Annotated in this window: 15 protein-coding genes and 1 pseudogene; 3 read left to right on the top strand and 13 right to left on the bottom strand. The window is 62.2% G+C overall.

All coding sequences use genetic code 11. The features are described from left to right. Window positions 1–13 precede the first annotated feature (13 nt). Window positions 14–472: a hypothetical protein gene (locus NL115_RS01090; protein ID WP_254831389.1), complete on the bottom strand. Its 459-nt coding sequence runs from the start codon at window positions 470–472 to the stop codon at window positions 14–16. A gap of 189 nt (window positions 473–661) precedes the next feature. Between NL115_RS01090 and NL115_RS01085 the strand changes: the two genes are divergently transcribed. Beyond that, window positions 662–1,672 (top strand): transcriptional regulator FilR1 domain-containing protein, encoded by a 1,011-nt coding sequence (locus NL115_RS01085; protein WP_254831388.1) that lies wholly within the window; start codon window positions 662–664, stop codon window positions 1,670–1,672. Between the two features lie 27 nt (window positions 1,673–1,699). Here the strand turns inward: NL115_RS01085 and NL115_RS01080 are convergent, their stop codons facing one another. The 9 genes and pseudogenes from NL115_RS01080 to NL115_RS01045 form a co-directional block, all read right to left on the bottom strand. After that, on the bottom strand, window positions 1,700–2,128 hold the full coding sequence (locus NL115_RS01080) for a DUF8118 domain-containing protein (protein WP_254831387.1): 429 nt from the start codon (window positions 2,126–2,128) through the stop codon (window positions 1,700–1,702). Between the two features lie 231 nt (window positions 2,129–2,359). Then, window positions 2,360–3,505: a Fic family protein gene (locus tag NL115_RS01075; RefSeq protein ID WP_254831386.1), complete on the bottom strand. Its 1,146-nt coding sequence runs from the start codon at window positions 3,503–3,505 to the stop codon at window positions 2,360–2,362. A gap of 142 nt (window positions 3,506–3,647) precedes the next feature. After that, window positions 3,648–3,887: a hypothetical protein gene (locus NL115_RS01070; RefSeq protein WP_254831385.1), complete on the bottom strand. Its 240-nt coding sequence runs from the start codon at window positions 3,885–3,887 to the stop codon at window positions 3,648–3,650. A 459-nt stretch (window positions 3,888–4,346) separates the two neighbouring features. Further along, window positions 4,347–5,012 carry a helix-turn-helix domain-containing protein gene (locus tag NL115_RS01065; RefSeq protein ID WP_350355332.1) on the bottom strand — a complete coding sequence of 222 codons (666 nt, stop codon included), beginning with the start codon at window positions 5,010–5,012 and terminating at the stop codon, window positions 4,347–4,349. Between the two features lie 147 nt (window positions 5,013–5,159). After that, on the bottom strand, window positions 5,160–6,299 hold the full coding sequence (locus tag NL115_RS01060) for a hypothetical protein (RefSeq protein ID WP_254831383.1): 1,140 nt from the start codon (window positions 6,297–6,299) through the stop codon (window positions 5,160–5,162). A gap of 597 nt (window positions 6,300–6,896) precedes the next feature. Then, entirely contained in the window at window positions 6,897–7,451 is a 555-nt protein-coding gene (locus tag NL115_RS01055) for a transcription initiation factor IIB family protein (RefSeq protein ID WP_254831382.1), read from the bottom strand. A gap of 207 nt (window positions 7,452–7,658) precedes the next feature. Then, window positions 7,659–7,823 (bottom strand): annotated as a pseudogene (locus NL115_RS20675) (TFIIB-type zinc ribbon-containing protein); the annotation flags it as partial. 287 nt (window positions 7,824–8,110) lie between these two features. Beyond that, on the bottom strand, window positions 8,111–8,983 hold the full coding sequence (locus tag NL115_RS01050) for a hypothetical protein (protein ID WP_254831381.1): 873 nt from the start codon (window positions 8,981–8,983) through the stop codon (window positions 8,111–8,113). Then, the gene (locus tag NL115_RS01045) at window positions 8,980–9,930 is read right to left on the bottom strand and encodes a helix-turn-helix domain-containing protein (RefSeq protein WP_254831380.1); all 951 of its coding nucleotides are present in this window, start codon (window positions 9,928–9,930) and stop codon (window positions 8,980–8,982) included. The genes NL115_RS01050 and NL115_RS01045 overlap by 4 nt, the downstream gene beginning before the upstream one ends. Window positions 9,931–10,180: 250 nt before the next feature. Between NL115_RS01045 and NL115_RS01040 the strand changes: the two genes are divergently transcribed. After that, window positions 10,181–10,594 carry a MarR family transcriptional regulator gene (locus NL115_RS01040; RefSeq protein WP_254831379.1) on the top strand — a complete coding sequence of 138 codons (414 nt, stop codon included), beginning with the start codon at window positions 10,181–10,183 and terminating at the stop codon, window positions 10,592–10,594. Between the two features lie 221 nt (window positions 10,595–10,815). Here the strand turns inward: NL115_RS01040 and NL115_RS01035 are convergent, their stop codons facing one another. From NL115_RS01035 to NL115_RS01025, 3 genes are all read right to left on the bottom strand, one after another. Beyond that, a complete protein-coding gene (locus NL115_RS01035) occupies window positions 10,816–11,727 on the bottom strand; it encodes a DNA-binding protein (RefSeq protein WP_254831378.1) in 912 nt (303 codons plus the stop codon). Between the two features lie 548 nt (window positions 11,728–12,275). Further along, a complete protein-coding gene (locus NL115_RS20670; protein WP_350355272.1) occupies window positions 12,276–12,776 on the bottom strand; it encodes a hypothetical protein in 501 nt (166 codons plus the stop codon). Beyond that, window positions 12,776–13,279 (bottom strand): DUF7342 family protein, encoded by a 504-nt coding sequence (locus NL115_RS01025; protein WP_254831376.1) that lies wholly within the window; start codon window positions 13,277–13,279, stop codon window positions 12,776–12,778. Before NL115_RS01025 ends, NL115_RS20670 begins: the two co-directional genes overlap by 1 nt. A gap of 625 nt (window positions 13,280–13,904) precedes the next feature. Here NL115_RS01025 and NL115_RS01020 point away from each other — a divergent pair. Beyond that, a complete protein-coding gene (locus NL115_RS01020; protein WP_254831375.1) occupies window positions 13,905–17,453 on the top strand; it encodes a type IV secretory system conjugative DNA transfer family protein in 3,549 nt (1,182 codons plus the stop codon). Window positions 17,454–17,479: the final 26 nt, after the last annotated feature.

The following is a 17,479-nucleotide window of genomic DNA, read 5'->3' as shown; positions in this document are numbered from 1 at the left end:
CTCGCGATGAGAGTCAGAACCCGCAACTCATGCCACCCGCCACGACGTTGTTGAGGATGAACGCGACGATCGTGGCCCCAAGCGACGCGACGATGATTCCCCAGATGATCGCCTGATTGCGGATCTCCTTCAGTTCGCGCTTCATGTCCGCCCGTCGGACCATCGGCGTCGCGACCATGGCGCCGAGGGCGATGACGCCGCCCACGAGGGGGCCGCCGAACTGGATGAGAGTGAAGACGTTTCTGAGCGTCGCCGCCATGTCGGATTCGCAGAAGGCGGGCCCAACCTGCGCGGCCGCAGGCTGGGTCGCGAGGGCGAGTAGGGTGACCGAGAGCCCGGCCACGAGGCCGAGGCGCGTCAGCGGTGAGAGCTGGTCCACCCGTTCCGTCGGTTTCCCTGCGTCCGATTCAGCTGCTTCGGACGCGTCGTCGGTTGATCCAATGCCGTTCTCCGTGGGGTCGATTGCTGGCATCGATGGCCCTCGTTGGACCATAGACGGTAAGAACACGCCTCTCGGGAGGGTTTCGGAGTGCCCGACAGGCGACCTTGCACGGACCGCTACAGATATATCCAGGTGTAGCCTCCTGAGTTCATGCATGCGAGGGGGTTAATCCATCACCTGTGCGATGACTCGCAGCGACCCTCCGGGGGGCCGGTCGCCGTGCTTGGGGCTCTTCAGGAGGGCCCAGCCAACGCCTCCGAATTGGCTCGGGCCTGCTCGATCTCCCCGTCGACTGTCGCAACCAATTGCAAGCCGTTCGTCGAGGCCGAGTTCCTCACGCACGACGGCGAGTACGAGTTCACGGGTGCGGGGCTGTTGTTCTTCGACTGCTTCGAGGACGTGACCGAGACGCTGACGACGAGCGAGATTGCGGCGCTCTCGGTATCCGAGCACCGCCTGCCCATCCTCAGGTCGATTGCCGAGACGCCCGGCCGGAAGAGCGACCTCCACCATCGGGATGGCCTCCCGTCTCGAACGACAATCGAGACGGCAGTCACGGAATTCGGGGTTCGTGGATGGGTCAACGAGGAGGTATCCGGCGAACTCAGCTTAGCCGATACTGGGCGAACGGCGATGGTCGCCTATGAGGAGTTCCTCGACGCGACAGAGACCGTTCTCGCAACGACGCCGTTCCTCCGGCGACTCGGTGAGCGGAGCCTGACCATTCCGGTCGCGGCGTTGACCGATGCGACACCTATCGAGGAATCTCAGTACGATGCCGATGCGCTGGCCGACGCTGTCCTGCAACTCACAGAGACCAGGGCTGATTCGGCCTCGGTCGTCGGCATCGTTCCGGTCTACAGTCCGGTGCTGCTCCAGCGCTTCGCTCCGATTTTCGAAACCGGGCTCGAATGCCGGTATCTGCTCGACGCGGAAACGGCCCAGCGACTCCGTACCTCGACGTATCGCCATATCGTCAGGACGGCATCGCAGCGTCCGGGCGTCGACATCCGGGTCCATCATGAGCCCTTGCCCTTCGGGTTCACGACTGACGCAGAACGAATCGTCATTGGGGCGCACGGGAGCCCCACCGAGTACCCCGCTGGACTCGTCTCGGCGAATAGGATGCTGGTCAACTGGGCGATGGACCTTCACGCGTGCTACTGGGAGAAGGCGGAACCGCTGTCGTTCGAGGCCGACGATGGAGGCCATCGGGTCGAGTCGAAATAGCGCTGCATCGGCGATTTCCCGTAGCGTTCAGGACCGCGGGGGTACGCAGTCCACACGGTCGAGGTCCTCCCTGCGAACCACCTCGCGTCCGCAATGTCTGCAGCGGAAGTATCGGCTGCCCGTATATCGGCCGTAGCGGTCGAACTCCGGGAACGGCCCATCGAACTCGTGGCTTCGCGATGGAACCGGCTGTTCGCTAGCGGGCGTCGGCCTTGTCGTCCCGCCGTCGTGGACAACGATTCGTGGCTTCGGGGCGACCAGCCGGCCATCCGGACGGGGGACGACGCCAGCGTCGATATCGAGGTCGACACGACGCATGTGCTTGCAGCCGCCCTCCGGTTCGTTCTTCGACCAGTCCGGGCAGGTGCAACTCCGCTCGAAGACATCGACGTGATAGGTCTGCCCGGATTCGCTGTAGACGGTGTAGACGCCGACTCGGAGGAGGGAGACATCCATATCTTCGGTTCTCGCTCGACGGAGTCGGGCACCGGCTCCGGAGTCGGACTGGCGACGTAGGGCTGAGTGCTGGGTGTGTTCGTTCATCTTGAGTCGGAGCACATCTGCTGGCGCCCCTCGCCCATCGAGGGGCGCGAAAATCTCGGTCGGAGAAGGTCTCACCTCTGGTCAGCCCGGGCTAGAGTCATTATCCCAATTAGAGAAATCCAGAATAGGCTAATCTGAGATAGACTATTGGAGAATATCGAACACGTCGACCGCTTTGTACTCCTTCCCGCGTTCCTTTCCGGTTACCTCCTCGATGAGCCCGTCCGACTCGAGCGCGTCGACGACCTTGTAGGCAGTTCGACGGGAGACATCGAGATAGTTGACGAGGTCAGGAGCACTGAAATACGGATACTGGAGCAACTGACGAGCGAACCGGTCCGTAGCCGTGTTCCCTGGATACTGGCTCTCGTATCGCTGTTGAAGTTTCCGGAGTTGATGAGTCCGACTGTACGACTGCTCGGCTTGACTCCGAAGCCCCTCCAAGAAGAACTCGAACCAGGCCTCCCACGCCCCCTCCTCACTCACTGCACGCATCCGCTCGACGTATTCGATCTTGCGGCGGTTGAAGTACGCACTCGGGTAGATGTAGGGGCTCTCGAGATAGCCCTCACCCGTCAGATACAGAATGATGAGCAGCCGCCCCAGCCGACCGTTCCCGTCCGAAAACGGATGCACCGTCTCGAAGAAGTAGTGGATGACCGCAGCGTCGACAAGTGGATGATACTGACCGCCCATCTGGAGATACGACTCGAGCGATTTCATAAGCCCGTCCAGTTGCTCCGGCGATGGTGGGACGAATGGACGCTGTCCTGACTGCGGACTCGGGAGATGGACCATATGGTCACGGAAGTCACCGACGATATCGCCCTCGTTCCGAACGTCGGCAAGCAGCATCGAATGTAGTTCCTTGATGAACGAGAGCGTAATCGTCTCGCCCTTCTCGATGTGGTTGAGCCCATAGGTGAGCGCCGTTTCGTAGTTGAGCGCCTCCTTCAGATCTCTCTCGATTGGCGCGTCCGGTTCCTCGGTCGGGTGCTGTGTGTGGTATGCCTCGAGATCTTGAAACTCGACATCTGCGCCCTCGATTCTCGCGGATTCGACCGCTTCAATCCGAATGAGCGACGTGTAGAGTACTGCCGAGAAGTCGACAGTCGAGCTGATTCCATCGACGCGGCCGATTCGATAGGCGGCATCTGCTTTCTGATCGTGCACTTCGTCGGAAATCGTGAGCGCGGGCTCTACCGGGAGCGAGTCCGGCAAGTAGTACGGATTCGGATGGTATTCGACGTATGTCCCTGGGGCGCGATCCGGTAGTTTTCCCGCGGGCATTTCACTAACGCATACTTCGGGACCCAATTGGTATAGTGTTTTTTATACCAAGTATACGGAGGACTGCCCCACACAAAACGCCGTCACCTCCCAGGTGCCAACCGAGAGATAGAACGCGTACGCGACCGTCGGCGTGCAGTTCTCAAAGCCGGTCCAACCGCTCATCCAGAAATTCGCGTAGCTCAGCGAGCGCACTCTCGGGAAGTTCCTGCTGTTGAAAGACACCCTTGAACGAATCCTCGAAGCCTTCATCCGCAAGCCGTTCGAGGACCCCTTCGATTTGTTCGCCGAGCTTCTCCTGATCGCCCCGGTAGAGATGGTCCCTGATACGATTGTAATCAGCCTGTAGGCTGCTGACCACTAAATCGCGGGTATCCGCCAATCGGCCACTGTGTAGTTTGAGGGCGAAGAGGAGTGCAGGTTCGGGGATTCGACCTTCTAATTCAGGAGCAACGTCTAACGGTTCGACGACACTGTGTTCGTGGAGATATCGATACGACCACTACGCATCAGTTTGCCGACACCTCATCGCGCCAACAAGCGCGTCGAACTGCACCGCATTATCACCGACTGGCTTCTCGTACCGGACGATTCTACCCTCGTAGACATTCGACACGTCGTTATCGAATTCTTTCTCGTATCCGCGATTCCGAAGCAGCTCGTCGTAGTCCGATTACAGAGATTCTGGAAGGACCATATCCACATCGGTGGTGAACCGAGTCTGGAATGCAGAAACAGCCCATCCACCGACCAGGATGTGGGGGAGGCTGGCCTGTTGAATCGCTAGGTGGGTGCTGACAAGTTCGTCTTGTCTTTCTTGAAGACTCATAGTTTTGACCGGTTAATCGGCCGTCCGTGGCTGATGGTGATTGGCGTCAATATCCATGTCGTACATCTCGGATATCATCTCTAAGGCGGGCTCGTAGGCCGGTCGGTTCTCTGTCATCAGTTCGACCGCCTCCTCCAACGGGATGACCGGATTTCCTCCGACCCACTCGACATCGATGCCCTCCGTTCGGGGGATTATGACGTAATGCACGTTGCCCGAGACATCGCTCGCGTCGGGGCGCTCGTCGATTGTGGCCGGAATGCCGAACTGTTGAAAGAAGGCAATCCACCGCTCGATGTCTCGGTCGTGGACCACGATGAACACTGGGTAATCATCGTGACTCCGAGCGACCTGGTACCCACCTTCCGTCCAGACGTACGCTGCGTCGATCTCCGTGTAGGCGAACTCTATCCCGGCAAGGTGCGGAATCACGTACGCGTCCTCTTGCGAGATGGTGTCGCGACTATACAACGAAGCCATCATCTCGGCGTACTGCTGGCGTAATTCGTGGTCGAGAATCCGGACTCCGTTATCGGTATTAGAGATAATATTTTCGGCTTCTAATCGCTCCACCCAGTCGTACACCCACGAGTACGACACGTCCACCTTATTGGCGATTTTATTGACTGAATCGCCGCGTCTAGCCGCTAAGACAATTTTCGCAGCGGTGGGATCCATGAATTCCGTCATCGACATCGGGCGCTCTACTAGTTATCTCTAATGAGATAATCTATTAAAAGCTTTTCCAGAAGCGGAGGCCCATCAGAGACTCGAAGGGTGTCCAGAGTCGTCTGTTGATGCCCTCCTCACCGAGCAGGCAGACCCTCAGGCGAACCGTTCACGTAATTCCGACTCCCGCTCCTCGAACTGCTCTGCCTTCTCTCGGATGTCCGTCTCCACACGCTCCAGTTGCGCCAGCGCGACCTGACTCTCGATGCCCGTCTGCCCATTGCCGTTCGTCTCGGCTTCCGCCTGCTCGCGGTAGGTTCGCTCGACCACCGAGAGCGTCCGCTCGGGGTTGAACAGCAGGTCGTTCGCCGACCGGACGTATCGGTCGAGCGACCCGCCCTCTCTCCCCCGGAAGAAGTGGGTGAGCGCATGGGTCGCTCCGGAGTGGAGCACCCACAGATCGACGACGAAGCCATCGCTCGCGGCGAGTGCGTCATCGGCTGCCCGCTCGGCGAGGTACTCGGGGAAGCCGATGAGTTCGTAAAACTCGGCCACGTCGAACGGCGTCTCGGCGAAGTCGATGTCAATCTCCTGGGCGTCCTCGATGAAGGCGTACAGGTCGTTGCTCACCAGCGCGAGCCCATCGAGGATGCCCTCCCACCACTCTCCGAAGTCACCGATGTCGCCGACGTGCTTGACTATCTGCCTGTCCGTCAGCGCCCGAATCGAGTTCGCACAGGCGTTGTCACGGGCGAAACCTTCGACGTAGACCGCGTGGCCGCCGAAGTAGTCGTAGCCCGACGTCACGCCCATTGTGATGGGCTCGCGTGCTCCGGGGAGCTGCACCTCCAGCCCGTCGAACATGATGTCCATGTGGACCTCACCGCCGCCGCGGTACTGGCGTATCTCGCCGAACATCACCTCACCGAGCGACCGGCCATCGACTTCGGTCTCCCGGAGAACCGTCTCCAGAGGAGTGTAGACATCGGTCGGGTTGATGATGGAGTAGCTGTCGGTGGGGACGTGGAAGAGTGAGTCCACGCTCTCGTCTCTGACCTGGTCCATCGCTCGCGCGGGCTCGATGATCGCGTTGAAGCGGTCGGTCTCGACCCACTCTTCAGAGTAGGGATTCTGGTAGGCGACGCGTGTTCTGGTCGCCCGGGGAAGTTGTCTGACTGCCGCCGCGAACGGCACCGGATTCTGCTCGTCCATCTGTCGCTGATACCACGTTGGAAGCTGCCCGTCTGTTCGTCCGTCCAGTCCCGCGAAGACCGTCGTCTGCTCTGCGTCTTTCATCGATGTACTCCGCGAGGCACGCTCCTACGTCCCCCGCACCCCTCAGGGGGCTACAAAAGCCGCGGTACGCTATCCCGGGCAGTCATGGAGGTCAGTACACGTCGGCAGGATACGTTCGTCACAGCGGGTACACACGAGCGCCACGCCGCCCCCGTTTACGAACTGACTGTCGCGCCCATCATCAAGGATGCCAGCATGAGGGCCGCTGTAGGGGACAGTCAATCCTCCACCTGGCGCTCCGTCTCCGGTTTCCTCACCGAATGGGCTGGCCTCCCAGCTCGGGTCAGTCGTCAGGGTTCTGCAACCGATCTCTCGGCAGCGATAGGCCGGAATCAGGTCGCGGTCCTGATTTACTCGCGCTACGGGCCCATCGCAATCCGGGCAACAGGGATTCATCGGTCACCGTTCCTGCGGAATCAGTTATGAACCCGAGTACCTCGGGGCGGCTGGCCAATTATCAAATATCGTACTCGGCAATCTCTTCTCGGCCACAGTTCGAGCACCGAACAGCCCCTGGCCGAGCCGTCTGCCCGCACTCGCGACACTCAAAGTAGCGCTCACCCTCGCGGAAGAGGTCCCGGAACCACTCACTCGGCCTCATTGTTCCTCTAACACGCCCTCGATCACGTTCAGACGCGACCGGAGTGTCACCGTTGTCACATCAGCTTCCTGCGCCAGTTGGGCCTGCGTGATGGACACCGCTTGTTCCTGAGCGGCCGCGTAGACACATGCCGCAGCCACGCCTGTCGGCCTGGCTCCGGTGTACGCGTCGACGGGAAGCGACTGCACGATTTCGATAGCTCGCGTTCGAACGCTATCGGATGCATCGACCGCGGACACCAGCCTCGGGATGAACGCCGCGGGCTGACGAGGTGGGAGTTTGAGGCTCACCTCCTGTCGTGCGGCCTGTAGTGTCGTTCGGAACAGACTCTGGTCGCAGTCGGTCTCCTCCAGCACGTCCGTCTGTGTCCACGGGAGTCCGTTCACCCGGCAGGCCACGTAGACGGCCACGGCCGCGACCACGGAGAGCGAGCGCCCCTGTGCCAGCCCCGCCTTGTGGAGGGTCGTGAACAGCGAGCATGCCTGATTTCGGAGTCCCCGACCCAACTCGAGCGCACTCGTGAGCCGTCGGACCTCATAGAGGCCCTCCATCCGATACCAGTCCTGCTTCGAGTCGAACTGACTTCGACGGTGGAGGTGTCGGAGACGAGAGAGTTGCCGCCGCCGCTTCCCGGACGGCTGCCCGGGGCCATTCTGCCGCCAGCCGATCTCCGTCGAGAGTCCGCCATCGTGTCGTGTCGGAGTCCAAGGGGCACCTGTTCGGGATGGGTTCGTCTCTTCATCCTCGAACCGAGTTCGCTCCGGCCCTCTATCGATGTGTGCGTCCGTGAGCACGAGTCCACAGTCGTCGCAGACTGTCTCATGTGTATTCGTCGTCACGCGCCCCTCGCACTCGGGGCAGGTGTTGGTCGTGTGCGTTACGTCTTCGTCGAAGCTTCGCTCGTAGGGTTGTGTAATTCCCATCTCGAATCCGCGAGACCTCCGACGGCCCCGCACCCCACAGGGGCCACAAAATGTGGCGTAAAGCGGAGACGAACAGCCAACGCTCTGCTCTCGCGAGGCACCATATAGGGATCTAACTCGGAGACTACTCTCGTAAGGTTGGATATAGGACCTGAAGACTAATGTTACGACAGATGGTGCGCATCTCTCTTCGAAAACGTCATCACGTGTCTTCCCCGATTCGGATTCTATTGCTCAGATGATAGAGCTGTCAAGTGTGTTACTCTTAATTTCGATTATCCAAAGTATCATTGTCGGAGTCGAACCGTTTCGCCGTCGTGCTCGAGAATCTGCTTTGTGACCAGTCGGTCGATCGCGTCGTCGACGGCGTCTTTTCTGTCGTCCGAAAGTGCCCGCACATTCGCGAGGACTCGCTCTCGGATTGCGTCGACGTTGTCGACGCCATCGTCGATTGCTCCCAGAACGGTGTATTCGACCTCGAACTCCGTGGCGAATTCTGTGATCCGGGACGTGAATGTATTCGGAAGCCCCGAGAGCGAGTTTACCGCCATTTCGATTGCGAACAGCGGATGGGAGCGGTCACGGATCTGTCGTGCTTCAGTTGCGCCGGTATTGAACGGTCGCTGTTCGTCGATTTCGGTTAGGATCACCTCGTAGTCTAACCCCCGCTGGGCGTACGTCCGCATATCTTCGATGTCACGTCGCCGGCCACTCGCCAGGTCACCGCCGGAGACCGCTTTGAGCAAGAACATATCCTCGTCGGAGAGGACAAATGCTGTCGCCCGGCTTCCGGCCCAGAACTCCGCTGCCCGGTCGTGCATCCGGTCGGTAATCCACACTTTTCCGACGACTTGCCGCTCGAAGAGATCGATCTGAAGCCCCCGCGCGTCGTGCTGCAACTCGACAGTCGTTCCGACGCCCTCGAACGACTCCGTCGGCTCGTCAACAATCGTGAATCCCTGTGCCGTTAGGGTCTGGTAGACGTGCTCGAATTCGGAGACCACACCCAGCGCGAGGTCGATATCCTCGGTCTGGTCTTTCAGCCCCTGGACTGTCATCGCAGACCCACCGAGGAGATATACCGTCACCGACTCCGACAGCCAGCTATCGACCTCCTCGAGAAAGTCCTCAATCGCGTCGCCGCCTTTGAACACCGTCATGAGACCCCATATTGCTCTTTGAGCGCAATGAACTCTGGTTCACTCGGGATGCTGACAGGGGACTCCGCCGAGGCGTCGAACTCTCCCTGGAGTGACCGATATATCGCAGCGACTGCGGGTTCTAACTCGTACCATTCTGCCGTCTCCATTAGCGTCTCCTGGTCGATATCCAGCTCCTCGATTAGGAGCATCGCATAGCTGACGCGGCGAGAGCCGCTATCGAGGACGAGCGTGTGGCACACTATGTCGGCAGGCGTGAGTTCTGCCTCCGGTGCAGACCAGAACGCAGGTTCGCCCGCGAGGAAGAACTGCAGGCCGTACTCCGCAAACCGGGCGAGTCCGGTCAGTCGCCAGTCGGGGGCAGCCTCGAGTGCCTCTGTATCCGCGGCTGTCTGGACGCGGACGAGTGCCCGCTTCGGGTCACACCACTCGACGGTCGCACTCGGCGCGAGTGTCCGCACTCGCGACCGGTGCTCGTGTTGCACGACGGCACGGGCGAACGCCAGCAGCGGCGCGAGATCCGCACTCAATGCGTACTCCGGGCCTGATGGGGACAGCATCGCTCGATGCTTGAGCGGTGACAGCGCCTTGTGGACGCCCTGCCGCGTAATGTCGAGTCGCTCGGCGATCTCGGCCACACGGCGCGGCTTTTCAAGATACCAGCACACCCGGAGTGTAGCTGCCGAGAGGAGGTCGGGCCACTCGACGTGACTGAGTTCCGACTGCAGGGTCCGGTACGCTTCGACGACCGGGTGGTCGGCGAGGTGGACCCGCCGCTGGTTGTTGAGGCCACGGTGTTCGTCGAGCAGCCCCGCTTCGACCAATTCATCGAGGATTTCGTAGAGGTGTGTCTGCGAATACTCGGTGTCCGTCGCGAGGTCAGCTGCCGTCGCCTCCCGGCCGGTACTCAACGCATCGATGACAGCGAGTCCGGCCTTGCTGAGCATCTGTGTCTACTCTAAGTCCTATTCGTATAAGTACGTTTTTGGATTTTAGTTGACTTAATTGTTCGGCGACGGGAGCAGCGAGCACGTTCACTGGCGATGGGTCGAACTGCCAGCTCGCACGCTTGAAGACCCCGTTGGTCGGGCCACCCAGCGGGGGAACGCAGAGTAACCAAATTACTCGAATCTGATTTACTCCCGTGTAGTTTACTCAAGAGTAAACTACTTGCCGTCAGGCCGTGTAACATGTCGTATGAGCACCGACCTGGGGACTGCTGCGGGGATGGAATCCCGGGAACTCGTCCACTTCGTCACTCAACAGACGCGGTTCGCGCTGGTCAACAACATCCTCCAGCACCCTGATCAGCTGCCCTCGATGTACGAGCTCGAGGAGCTCAACCCCAGCGTGAGTGATGCCACCGTCTACAAGCATATCCAGAAGCTCATCGACGCCGGCATCGTCAAGGAGGTTGCTCTAGACGATGACCAGCGCCGGCAGGGGTACCCCTGGAAGTTCTATGGCCTCACCGAGGACGGCCGCGACTTCCTTGAGAAGCACAACCTGCTCGCTGCGGAGGAGACGCTCCAGCAGATCTATAAGACCATCTCCGACAAGCCCGAGAAGATGGTCAAGTACGAGAACGCACCCCGTCCGGACGACGTTTGACATCCCCCTTCCGCGTCATCGACCCACGACTCCAGTCACGGCGCGCTAGTTCCTTTGATGCGGAGCACGGCGCGCGATGAATCGGCGCCCTGTGCGCCGAGAACGCGCGAGGGGCGGGGCCGGAGCGAAGCGGAGGACCGACGGCTGGGGAGGGTGGCGAAGAGCGCATCGCGAGGGCGGCAGCCTACCGTCGCCTCCCAGCAAAAGGGGGGCGAGCGCGGCTACGAAAGCTGTTCCTGCCACGACTCACGCTCGGGGAAGACGACCCGACTCCGCGATGTCAGCGCCACCGAGACGCGCCCCTGATACCAGCTCTTCGCCGCACCGTGGATTCGGACTCGCTCGCCCTCGTCCATCCACGGCTGGTCGCTCGCGTCCCAGACGGTCATCTTCACCTGACCCGTCTCATCCCCGACGAGGCCCACCTGCTGGATCGATGGGTGCGCTGGTTCCCAGAGCACCACGACTTCGCCCCCGAAGTCGACCTCACCGTGCGGCACGTCGCCCAGCCGTGAGATCGGCGTCACCGTTCCCGGCTCCGTTTTGATTCGATCAGCCACCGCCACGGTCGCGCTCAGCAGGTTGCCCGTTCGCAGGACCTGCTCTGCGAGTTCACGAGAGATGGCCGCCGTCGACCCCGCTCCGGGGATTCCACCCTGGATACGCTTCGCTTCCTGATTGACCGCCGCCAGCTCCTCGCCGTTGAGCCGCTCGCGCGGGTCGGGTGCATCCGGATTACGTCGCTCGTCTACGCTCGCCGCCCGTCGCTCGAAGCTCACGCGCCGCTCGCGGCTCTCCCGCTCGACCACCTGCGCCGTCCGGGCCTCCCGGTCGGACTTCGGTGACCGGTCCATCCGCGTCCGCGTTCGCTCGATCTCCCACTCGCGGGCTTCGATTCGCTCCTCCGCTGCGAGTGTCAGCCCCGCTCTCCGGGTGTCGGGGTGATTGGTGTCGACCTTCGCACGGATCTCCATTGCCACCGTCGCGTGCAGCTCCGGCCGTTCGTCGACGATGTACGCCTCGTCCTCGTCGACCGCCTCAGCCTCCAGCCCTTCCTCAGCCGCCCACGTCGCCCACTGTTCGTTGTCTGTCCGACCCGAAACGTCATTACCGAAGATGTCTCTCGTACTCATTGGAGTCTACAGCTCCTGAAGGCGCTCTCGACCGCGTCTTCTTCCTGGATGAATCAGTCCCACCCAGCTACGTTTCTCGCTCGCGCCCTCGCCCGGCTTGCCGGGCGCGAGCGAAACATCGCTGAGAGTGCGTACACACGCAAGCCGCGTAGTGGCGCCCCCGCGACGGGGGCGAGGCCAGCTTCAAGTCAGTTCTTGGTCCGGCCCGCAGCGAGTCGTGTCCAGATGAGAGGGTCGCCGAGCACTCGCGCCGCGTAGTGGCGCGGACGCGCAGGGGGCCCCGAGGCTGGAACGCGAAAGCTCGCCGGGGCGCAACCGAAACTGCACTTGATGCTGGCGCGTCGGGGAGACGCGAACGGCCCCGAGCGAGCGGGCGCCGCGCGCGGCGACCGATACCCGAGCTGGTTCGCTCACGGGGAAGACGCCACCGACGGGCCCGCCTTCTGCCAGTAACGAGTGCCGACACCTGAGTACGATGAGTCCGGGATAGTAACCAGGCAGGGCTGAAAGGGGCCGACCGTCCGGGGGCTTTCGGAATGCTTGGTCACTCAAGTGGCAGCCGAATCGAGTCCGACGGGTCGTCCCTGCTCCCACTCGACAGCGAGGACGAAGCCTGGAAACGCGTCGAGTCTGCGCTCGACGACATCCAGCGGATGCGTATCGATGAACCGGGCGCGCTGGTGGACGACGGCCGTCGCGCCATCGTTGACCTGGAGATGGACCGGGCCGAGATCGTCATGCGTATCGTCCTGATGCCAACCGACCAGGAGACTCCGCTCTGGCTCGACCCAGTTGAACCAGTAGTACTCGTACGGCTCGTCAGTCTGCAATTGAAACCCGATCTCGACTCGCGCCGTCGTTACCGGATACGCATCGTCATCCAGGAATTGCCGCGGGTTCAGTTCCCCAACCACGCGATATGGCCCGGCTTCGCGCGGTTCGGCACGCCTTCGTCGGACGTTGTCGAGCACTCCGTCGAGCCGATTGCAGATGCGGTCATGGAGCCGTTTGCTCTGTAAGTTCGCCCGGTTCGCTAGGAAGACGACCATCAGGCGAGTGTCGAGGACGAATCCGTTCGCGGTGAGGAGAGTTCGACGACATCGCCATACAGGTGAAGGGCGTGCTTGACGAGGCCGAGTTCCGTATTGATTGCCTCCCACGTAGAAATCACGTTGCGGCGTTCCCGAACGTCTGCCGCCGAGAGATCTTCCTCAGCGAGTTGCTCGCGGAACTCCTCGAGTGAGCTGACATCGTACTCCGCAGTCAGCGCCTCCTGTTCCTCTTTCAGCTCGACGAGCTGGCGCTCCAGTTCGTCACGCGAATGCGCGTCGATCAGGTCAGTTACCTCGTCGAAGAGCATCCGCACGGGGTTCAGATCGTAGGCCTTTGCCCCGTCGACGGTCGTCTCGGTAACCCAGTCGTCGCTCTGCAGTCGCTGAAGCTCGTCGTCCGCCGTTGCACGAGAGACATCTGCTCGGTCTGCGATCTCCTGCACCGGCACCGGCTCGTCCAGCAGCTCTACGACGTGCCGGACGCGCTCGCGCCCACTCATGCTCTCCGTCCACGATTCCTGACTCGATTCACCCATCAGCCCGATGTTTGTGCCGGATGGCGTAAATAATTTGGCTGCACTCAAATATCCAAGTCCCAACGAGCAACAGCGAGGAGTCGTTTCCAGAGGCCAGGCCTGTAGGCCCCGATCTATCTTCCACGGGAGTCGGTGGGGGCGTCGTTCGCTCCGGAGGACGGTCTACGCCTCCAAACCGCCAGAGAAGCCCTGTCGAGTCCACCATGCAATCGGAGCTCCGTGTAGAGAGTGTAACTCCGTTTAGCGCAACGAATGCGTCAGCGCCCATCGTGGGGACACCGAGGGGAAGCCTGCTCAGCCACCAGGGAAATGCTACTCCCGCCGCAGCGCGGCCCCGAAACACAACGGGGTGGGGCTGAAAGGGGCCGGGCGGTCGATTCCTCCCGGACCCGGCAAGCACCGCAGGCCGAACGAAGTGAGGCCGAGGCACGCAGCCGTCGCCGAAGGCGAGGCGAGCGGAGCGAGTCGGTCCCGGAGGGTCGAGCGCCCGGGGGCTTTCGGAGGGCCTCGAATCCTCCTGTTCAGCCCAGCTACCCCCTCCATCGACAACAGTTATGCTGGCTGCACACCCTGAGAGGAGCGATTACCCGTGGCTGCCGTTGACGATTCACTTTCAACTCCCGCCTCGCCACCCTACTTCACGATTCGACCTGCGGACTCCCCGCTCGACCCTGCGACCGTCGAGACTCATCTCCGGCGTCTCCACGGACTGACCGGTCTCGAAAAGGGTGGCTTCCTCACGAGAGCGTCACCACCGACCGTCGAATGGCTACTGACCAGTTCCGGCGACGAACACGGTCTCACCTATGCCGTCGGCGTCGACGACGAGGCCGCTCACTCCTCACTCGAACACGCCATCCGCGGGCTGTTCCCTGACAGCTACGCTATCGCCGAAACCGACCGCGAGACGCTCCTCGAACCGCTCACCCTCTCCGAAGACGCTGACACCGTTGCACTCGCCTTCGAAGGCGACCCGAAACTCCGCAAGGACTGGCAGACCTGTCTCACACCCTTCAGCGTCTTCCACGAATCAGAGCGCGACCGAACACACGTCCGCGCACCGCTCGCGGCCGTCGCGGAGACGCTCGCCGACAGTCCGGTCCCAGCCTGCTATCAGGTGCTCGTCCGCCCGAAGCCCGACTGGTCCGTCGAGGCCGACGAGCGCCGCCTCGACCTCGAACGGGGCTCGGACACGCTCGGTGGCAAACTGATGAACGCGCTCGTCGGCCCGCCCCCAGAGGACGAACTCGTCATGCTCGGCGCCGACGAGGAGCGGGTCGTCCATCTCCGAGAGCGAGACACGCACCGTTCGTTCGAGGTGAACGCCCGGGCAATCGTCGACTCGACCACGGACCCGGTAGACGCAGAACGCGTCCTGCGTGACCTCGCGCTCGCGTTCGAGCCAGTCGGCGGCCCGTTCTACCGCGTCAAGGGGACCGTTTCGACCGGCACGGAAGCCCAGCAACTCGTCGACGAGTTCCACGGGCGAACGTTCCACTCACCGACGTACGGCCGCTCATTCACCAGCCCCGGTCGCCGAACCAGTCCGGGCCTCGTCGTCGACGCTCGGGAACTCGGCTCGTTCTGTGCGCTCCCGGGCGACGCCCTGACGAGCGCGGGTGTCCGAGGCGTGGGCGTTACCCCGAGTGAACGAACCGGCCTCTCGCTTCCACCAGCCGACCAGCTCGCACCCTACTCGGGCGCCGGGATGACGCTCGGCTACCCACTCACGGACGACGACCAGGCCACGGACGAGCCACTCGTCCTCCCACCGTCGCTACAGCCCCTCCACGTCGGCTGGTTCGGACGGACAGGTGCTGGCAAGTCCACAGCCCTCGTGAACGCGATGCTCGCGAATCACCAGGCCACGGAGGGCGCAAGCATCCTCATCGACCCGAAAGGCGACGGTATGGGGAAGGACTACCTCCGGGCGCACTTCGCCGCGTACGGCTCGCTCGACGATGTCCTGTACTTCGACTGTGCGGCGGTCCTCCCCGCGATCTCGTTCTTCGATATCCGTGGCGAACTCGACGCAGGCATCCCCCGCGAGACGGCCGTCGCGGATGCGGTCGACCACTACATCGAGATTCTCCGGGCGATTATGGGCCGCGACCGATTCGACCAGGCCGTCCGCTCGCCCGACATCATCCGATATCTGGTGAAGGCGCTGTTCGACCCGGTCCACGGCTCGGATTACTTCTCGCACCGGCAACTCCACGAGGCCACCCGTCGGATGCACGAGCGCCAGTCCGCGCCCGCCGTCGCTGACGACGACCTCGAACGGATGCTCGGGGGCGTCGTCGCCAACCGTGCGCAGACGTTCGACGAGATCATGCAGGGAGTGGCGAACCGCATCGAGAAGGTCCCGGTCGACCGCCGGCTCGCCCGCCTGTTCAACCACGTGCACGCCGACGAAGACGAGGACGGTGATGGCTCCCACTTCGATCTGGTCGACTTCCTCGACGAGAACGTCGTCATCGTCTTCGATACGGGTGGCCTCCGGACAGAGGCACAGCGTGTTCTCGCACTCCTCATCCTCTCGGAGCTGTGGACGGCGCTCAAACGCCGGCGAAAGCGCGCGGTCAGGGAGAACCTTCCCCTGGTCAACCTCTACATCGAGGAAGCCGCGAGCATCGCCGTCTCCGATTTGTTGCAGGAACTCCTCTCCCAGTCACGCAGCTTCGACTGCTCGGTCACGCTCGCGATGCAGTTCCCCGCACAGCTCCGGGGCTACGACCAGGACGTCTACGACGAGATTCTCAACAACGTCTCGACCGTCCTCACGGGGAACGTCCCGTCAGACGCGCGTTTCGCTCAGCGCCTCGCGACGGATGACATGGGCCCACAGCAGGTCGGGAATCGGCTCCGTGCCCTCCGACGCGGGCAGTGGCTCGTCAGCCTCCCCGCCGCGTTCGACCAGCCGGAGCCGCGGCCGTTCCTCGTCCAGTCGGCGCCGCTCCCGCCCGGCCACCCGGATGGGGAGCGAGGACTCTCGTTCGACGAGCAGTCCACGCTCGCCGCAGCAGCAATCGAGATGCAGGCCCGGACACGGGCGGAGTACGGCCTCGGCCTATCGTCGCCGAGTGTCGTCCGGGAGGAGACACCGAGCGACCTCGATGCCCCGGCCGATTCCGAGGCATCCGACGGCGCATCCTCCGCAGTTCGGGTCGATAGCGCCCTCCCACACACGAAGCGGCTTCCCCCGACCGTCGAGTACGACGACTCGATTCACGCCCTTCGATGTACACGATGCGATACGCGTTACGACCCCTCCATCGACGGGATGGAACGCGCCATCGAGTGCTGCTCGTCAATCGACGCGGTCGATGGTGACGACATCCCCATCTGCGAACTCAACCTCAAACTCACCGAGGCCGAGCGGCTCGACTCGGAGTGGTCGGATGCACAGCTCATGTTCCTCCAGGCAGTCTACAACGCCCAGCAGCTCCGGTTCGACCCGCTCGAGTACGACCTACTCTGGGACTCGATGCTCCGGCTGCAGGAGTACGTCGGCATCGAGAGCGACGCCGTGCAGGACCTCATCGATGCCGACCTGTTGCGCCACGATACGGATCGCCCACACCGACTGTACACGGTCTCGCCGGAGGGACGGAACGTGATCGGCGAGAGCTATCGGCAGGGCGTGGATTACGGCCACGGCCAGGGCGACCTCGAAGAATCGAGCGAGCACGTCCTCGGTGTGGAGATCGGCCGTCGGTATCTGGAGGGCAAGTATCGGGATGACCCGGCGTCCGATGTGGTCGAGGTGATTCCGTACTACGACCTCGGGGAGAACCAGCGTCTCGACATCGCCGGTGTCGACAGTGAGGGCGATGTGGTGGTCGCAATCGAGGTCGAGCGGGTGAACCACGATATCAAGCGGGCGGTCCCTGAGGACTTCGATAAGATGGCCGCGTGCGACCCGGATGAGGCAATCTGGATCGTCATGTCGCACACCGAGGGCCACGAGGTACTCGCCGCGCTCAATGACCCGCTCGAAGGCGATGTTCGCGTCGAGAAGACGTACGCGAAGACCTCACCCGTCAGTTCGTTCAAGATCAGCGAGGCAGGATTGACCGCGATGTACACCTTAGAGCAGGTCAGAGAGGCACTCGGTGGGAAGGGCCCAGCAGCGTAGGGTCTGGCCAAGTCTGTCTCCTGATA

The organism is Haloglomus salinum (genome assembly GCF_024298825.1).
Classification (GTDB): Archaea; Halobacteriota; Halobacteria; order Halobacteriales; family Haloarculaceae; genus Haloglomus; species Haloglomus salinum.
This window is presented reverse-complemented; position numbering and strand designations above follow the sequence as displayed.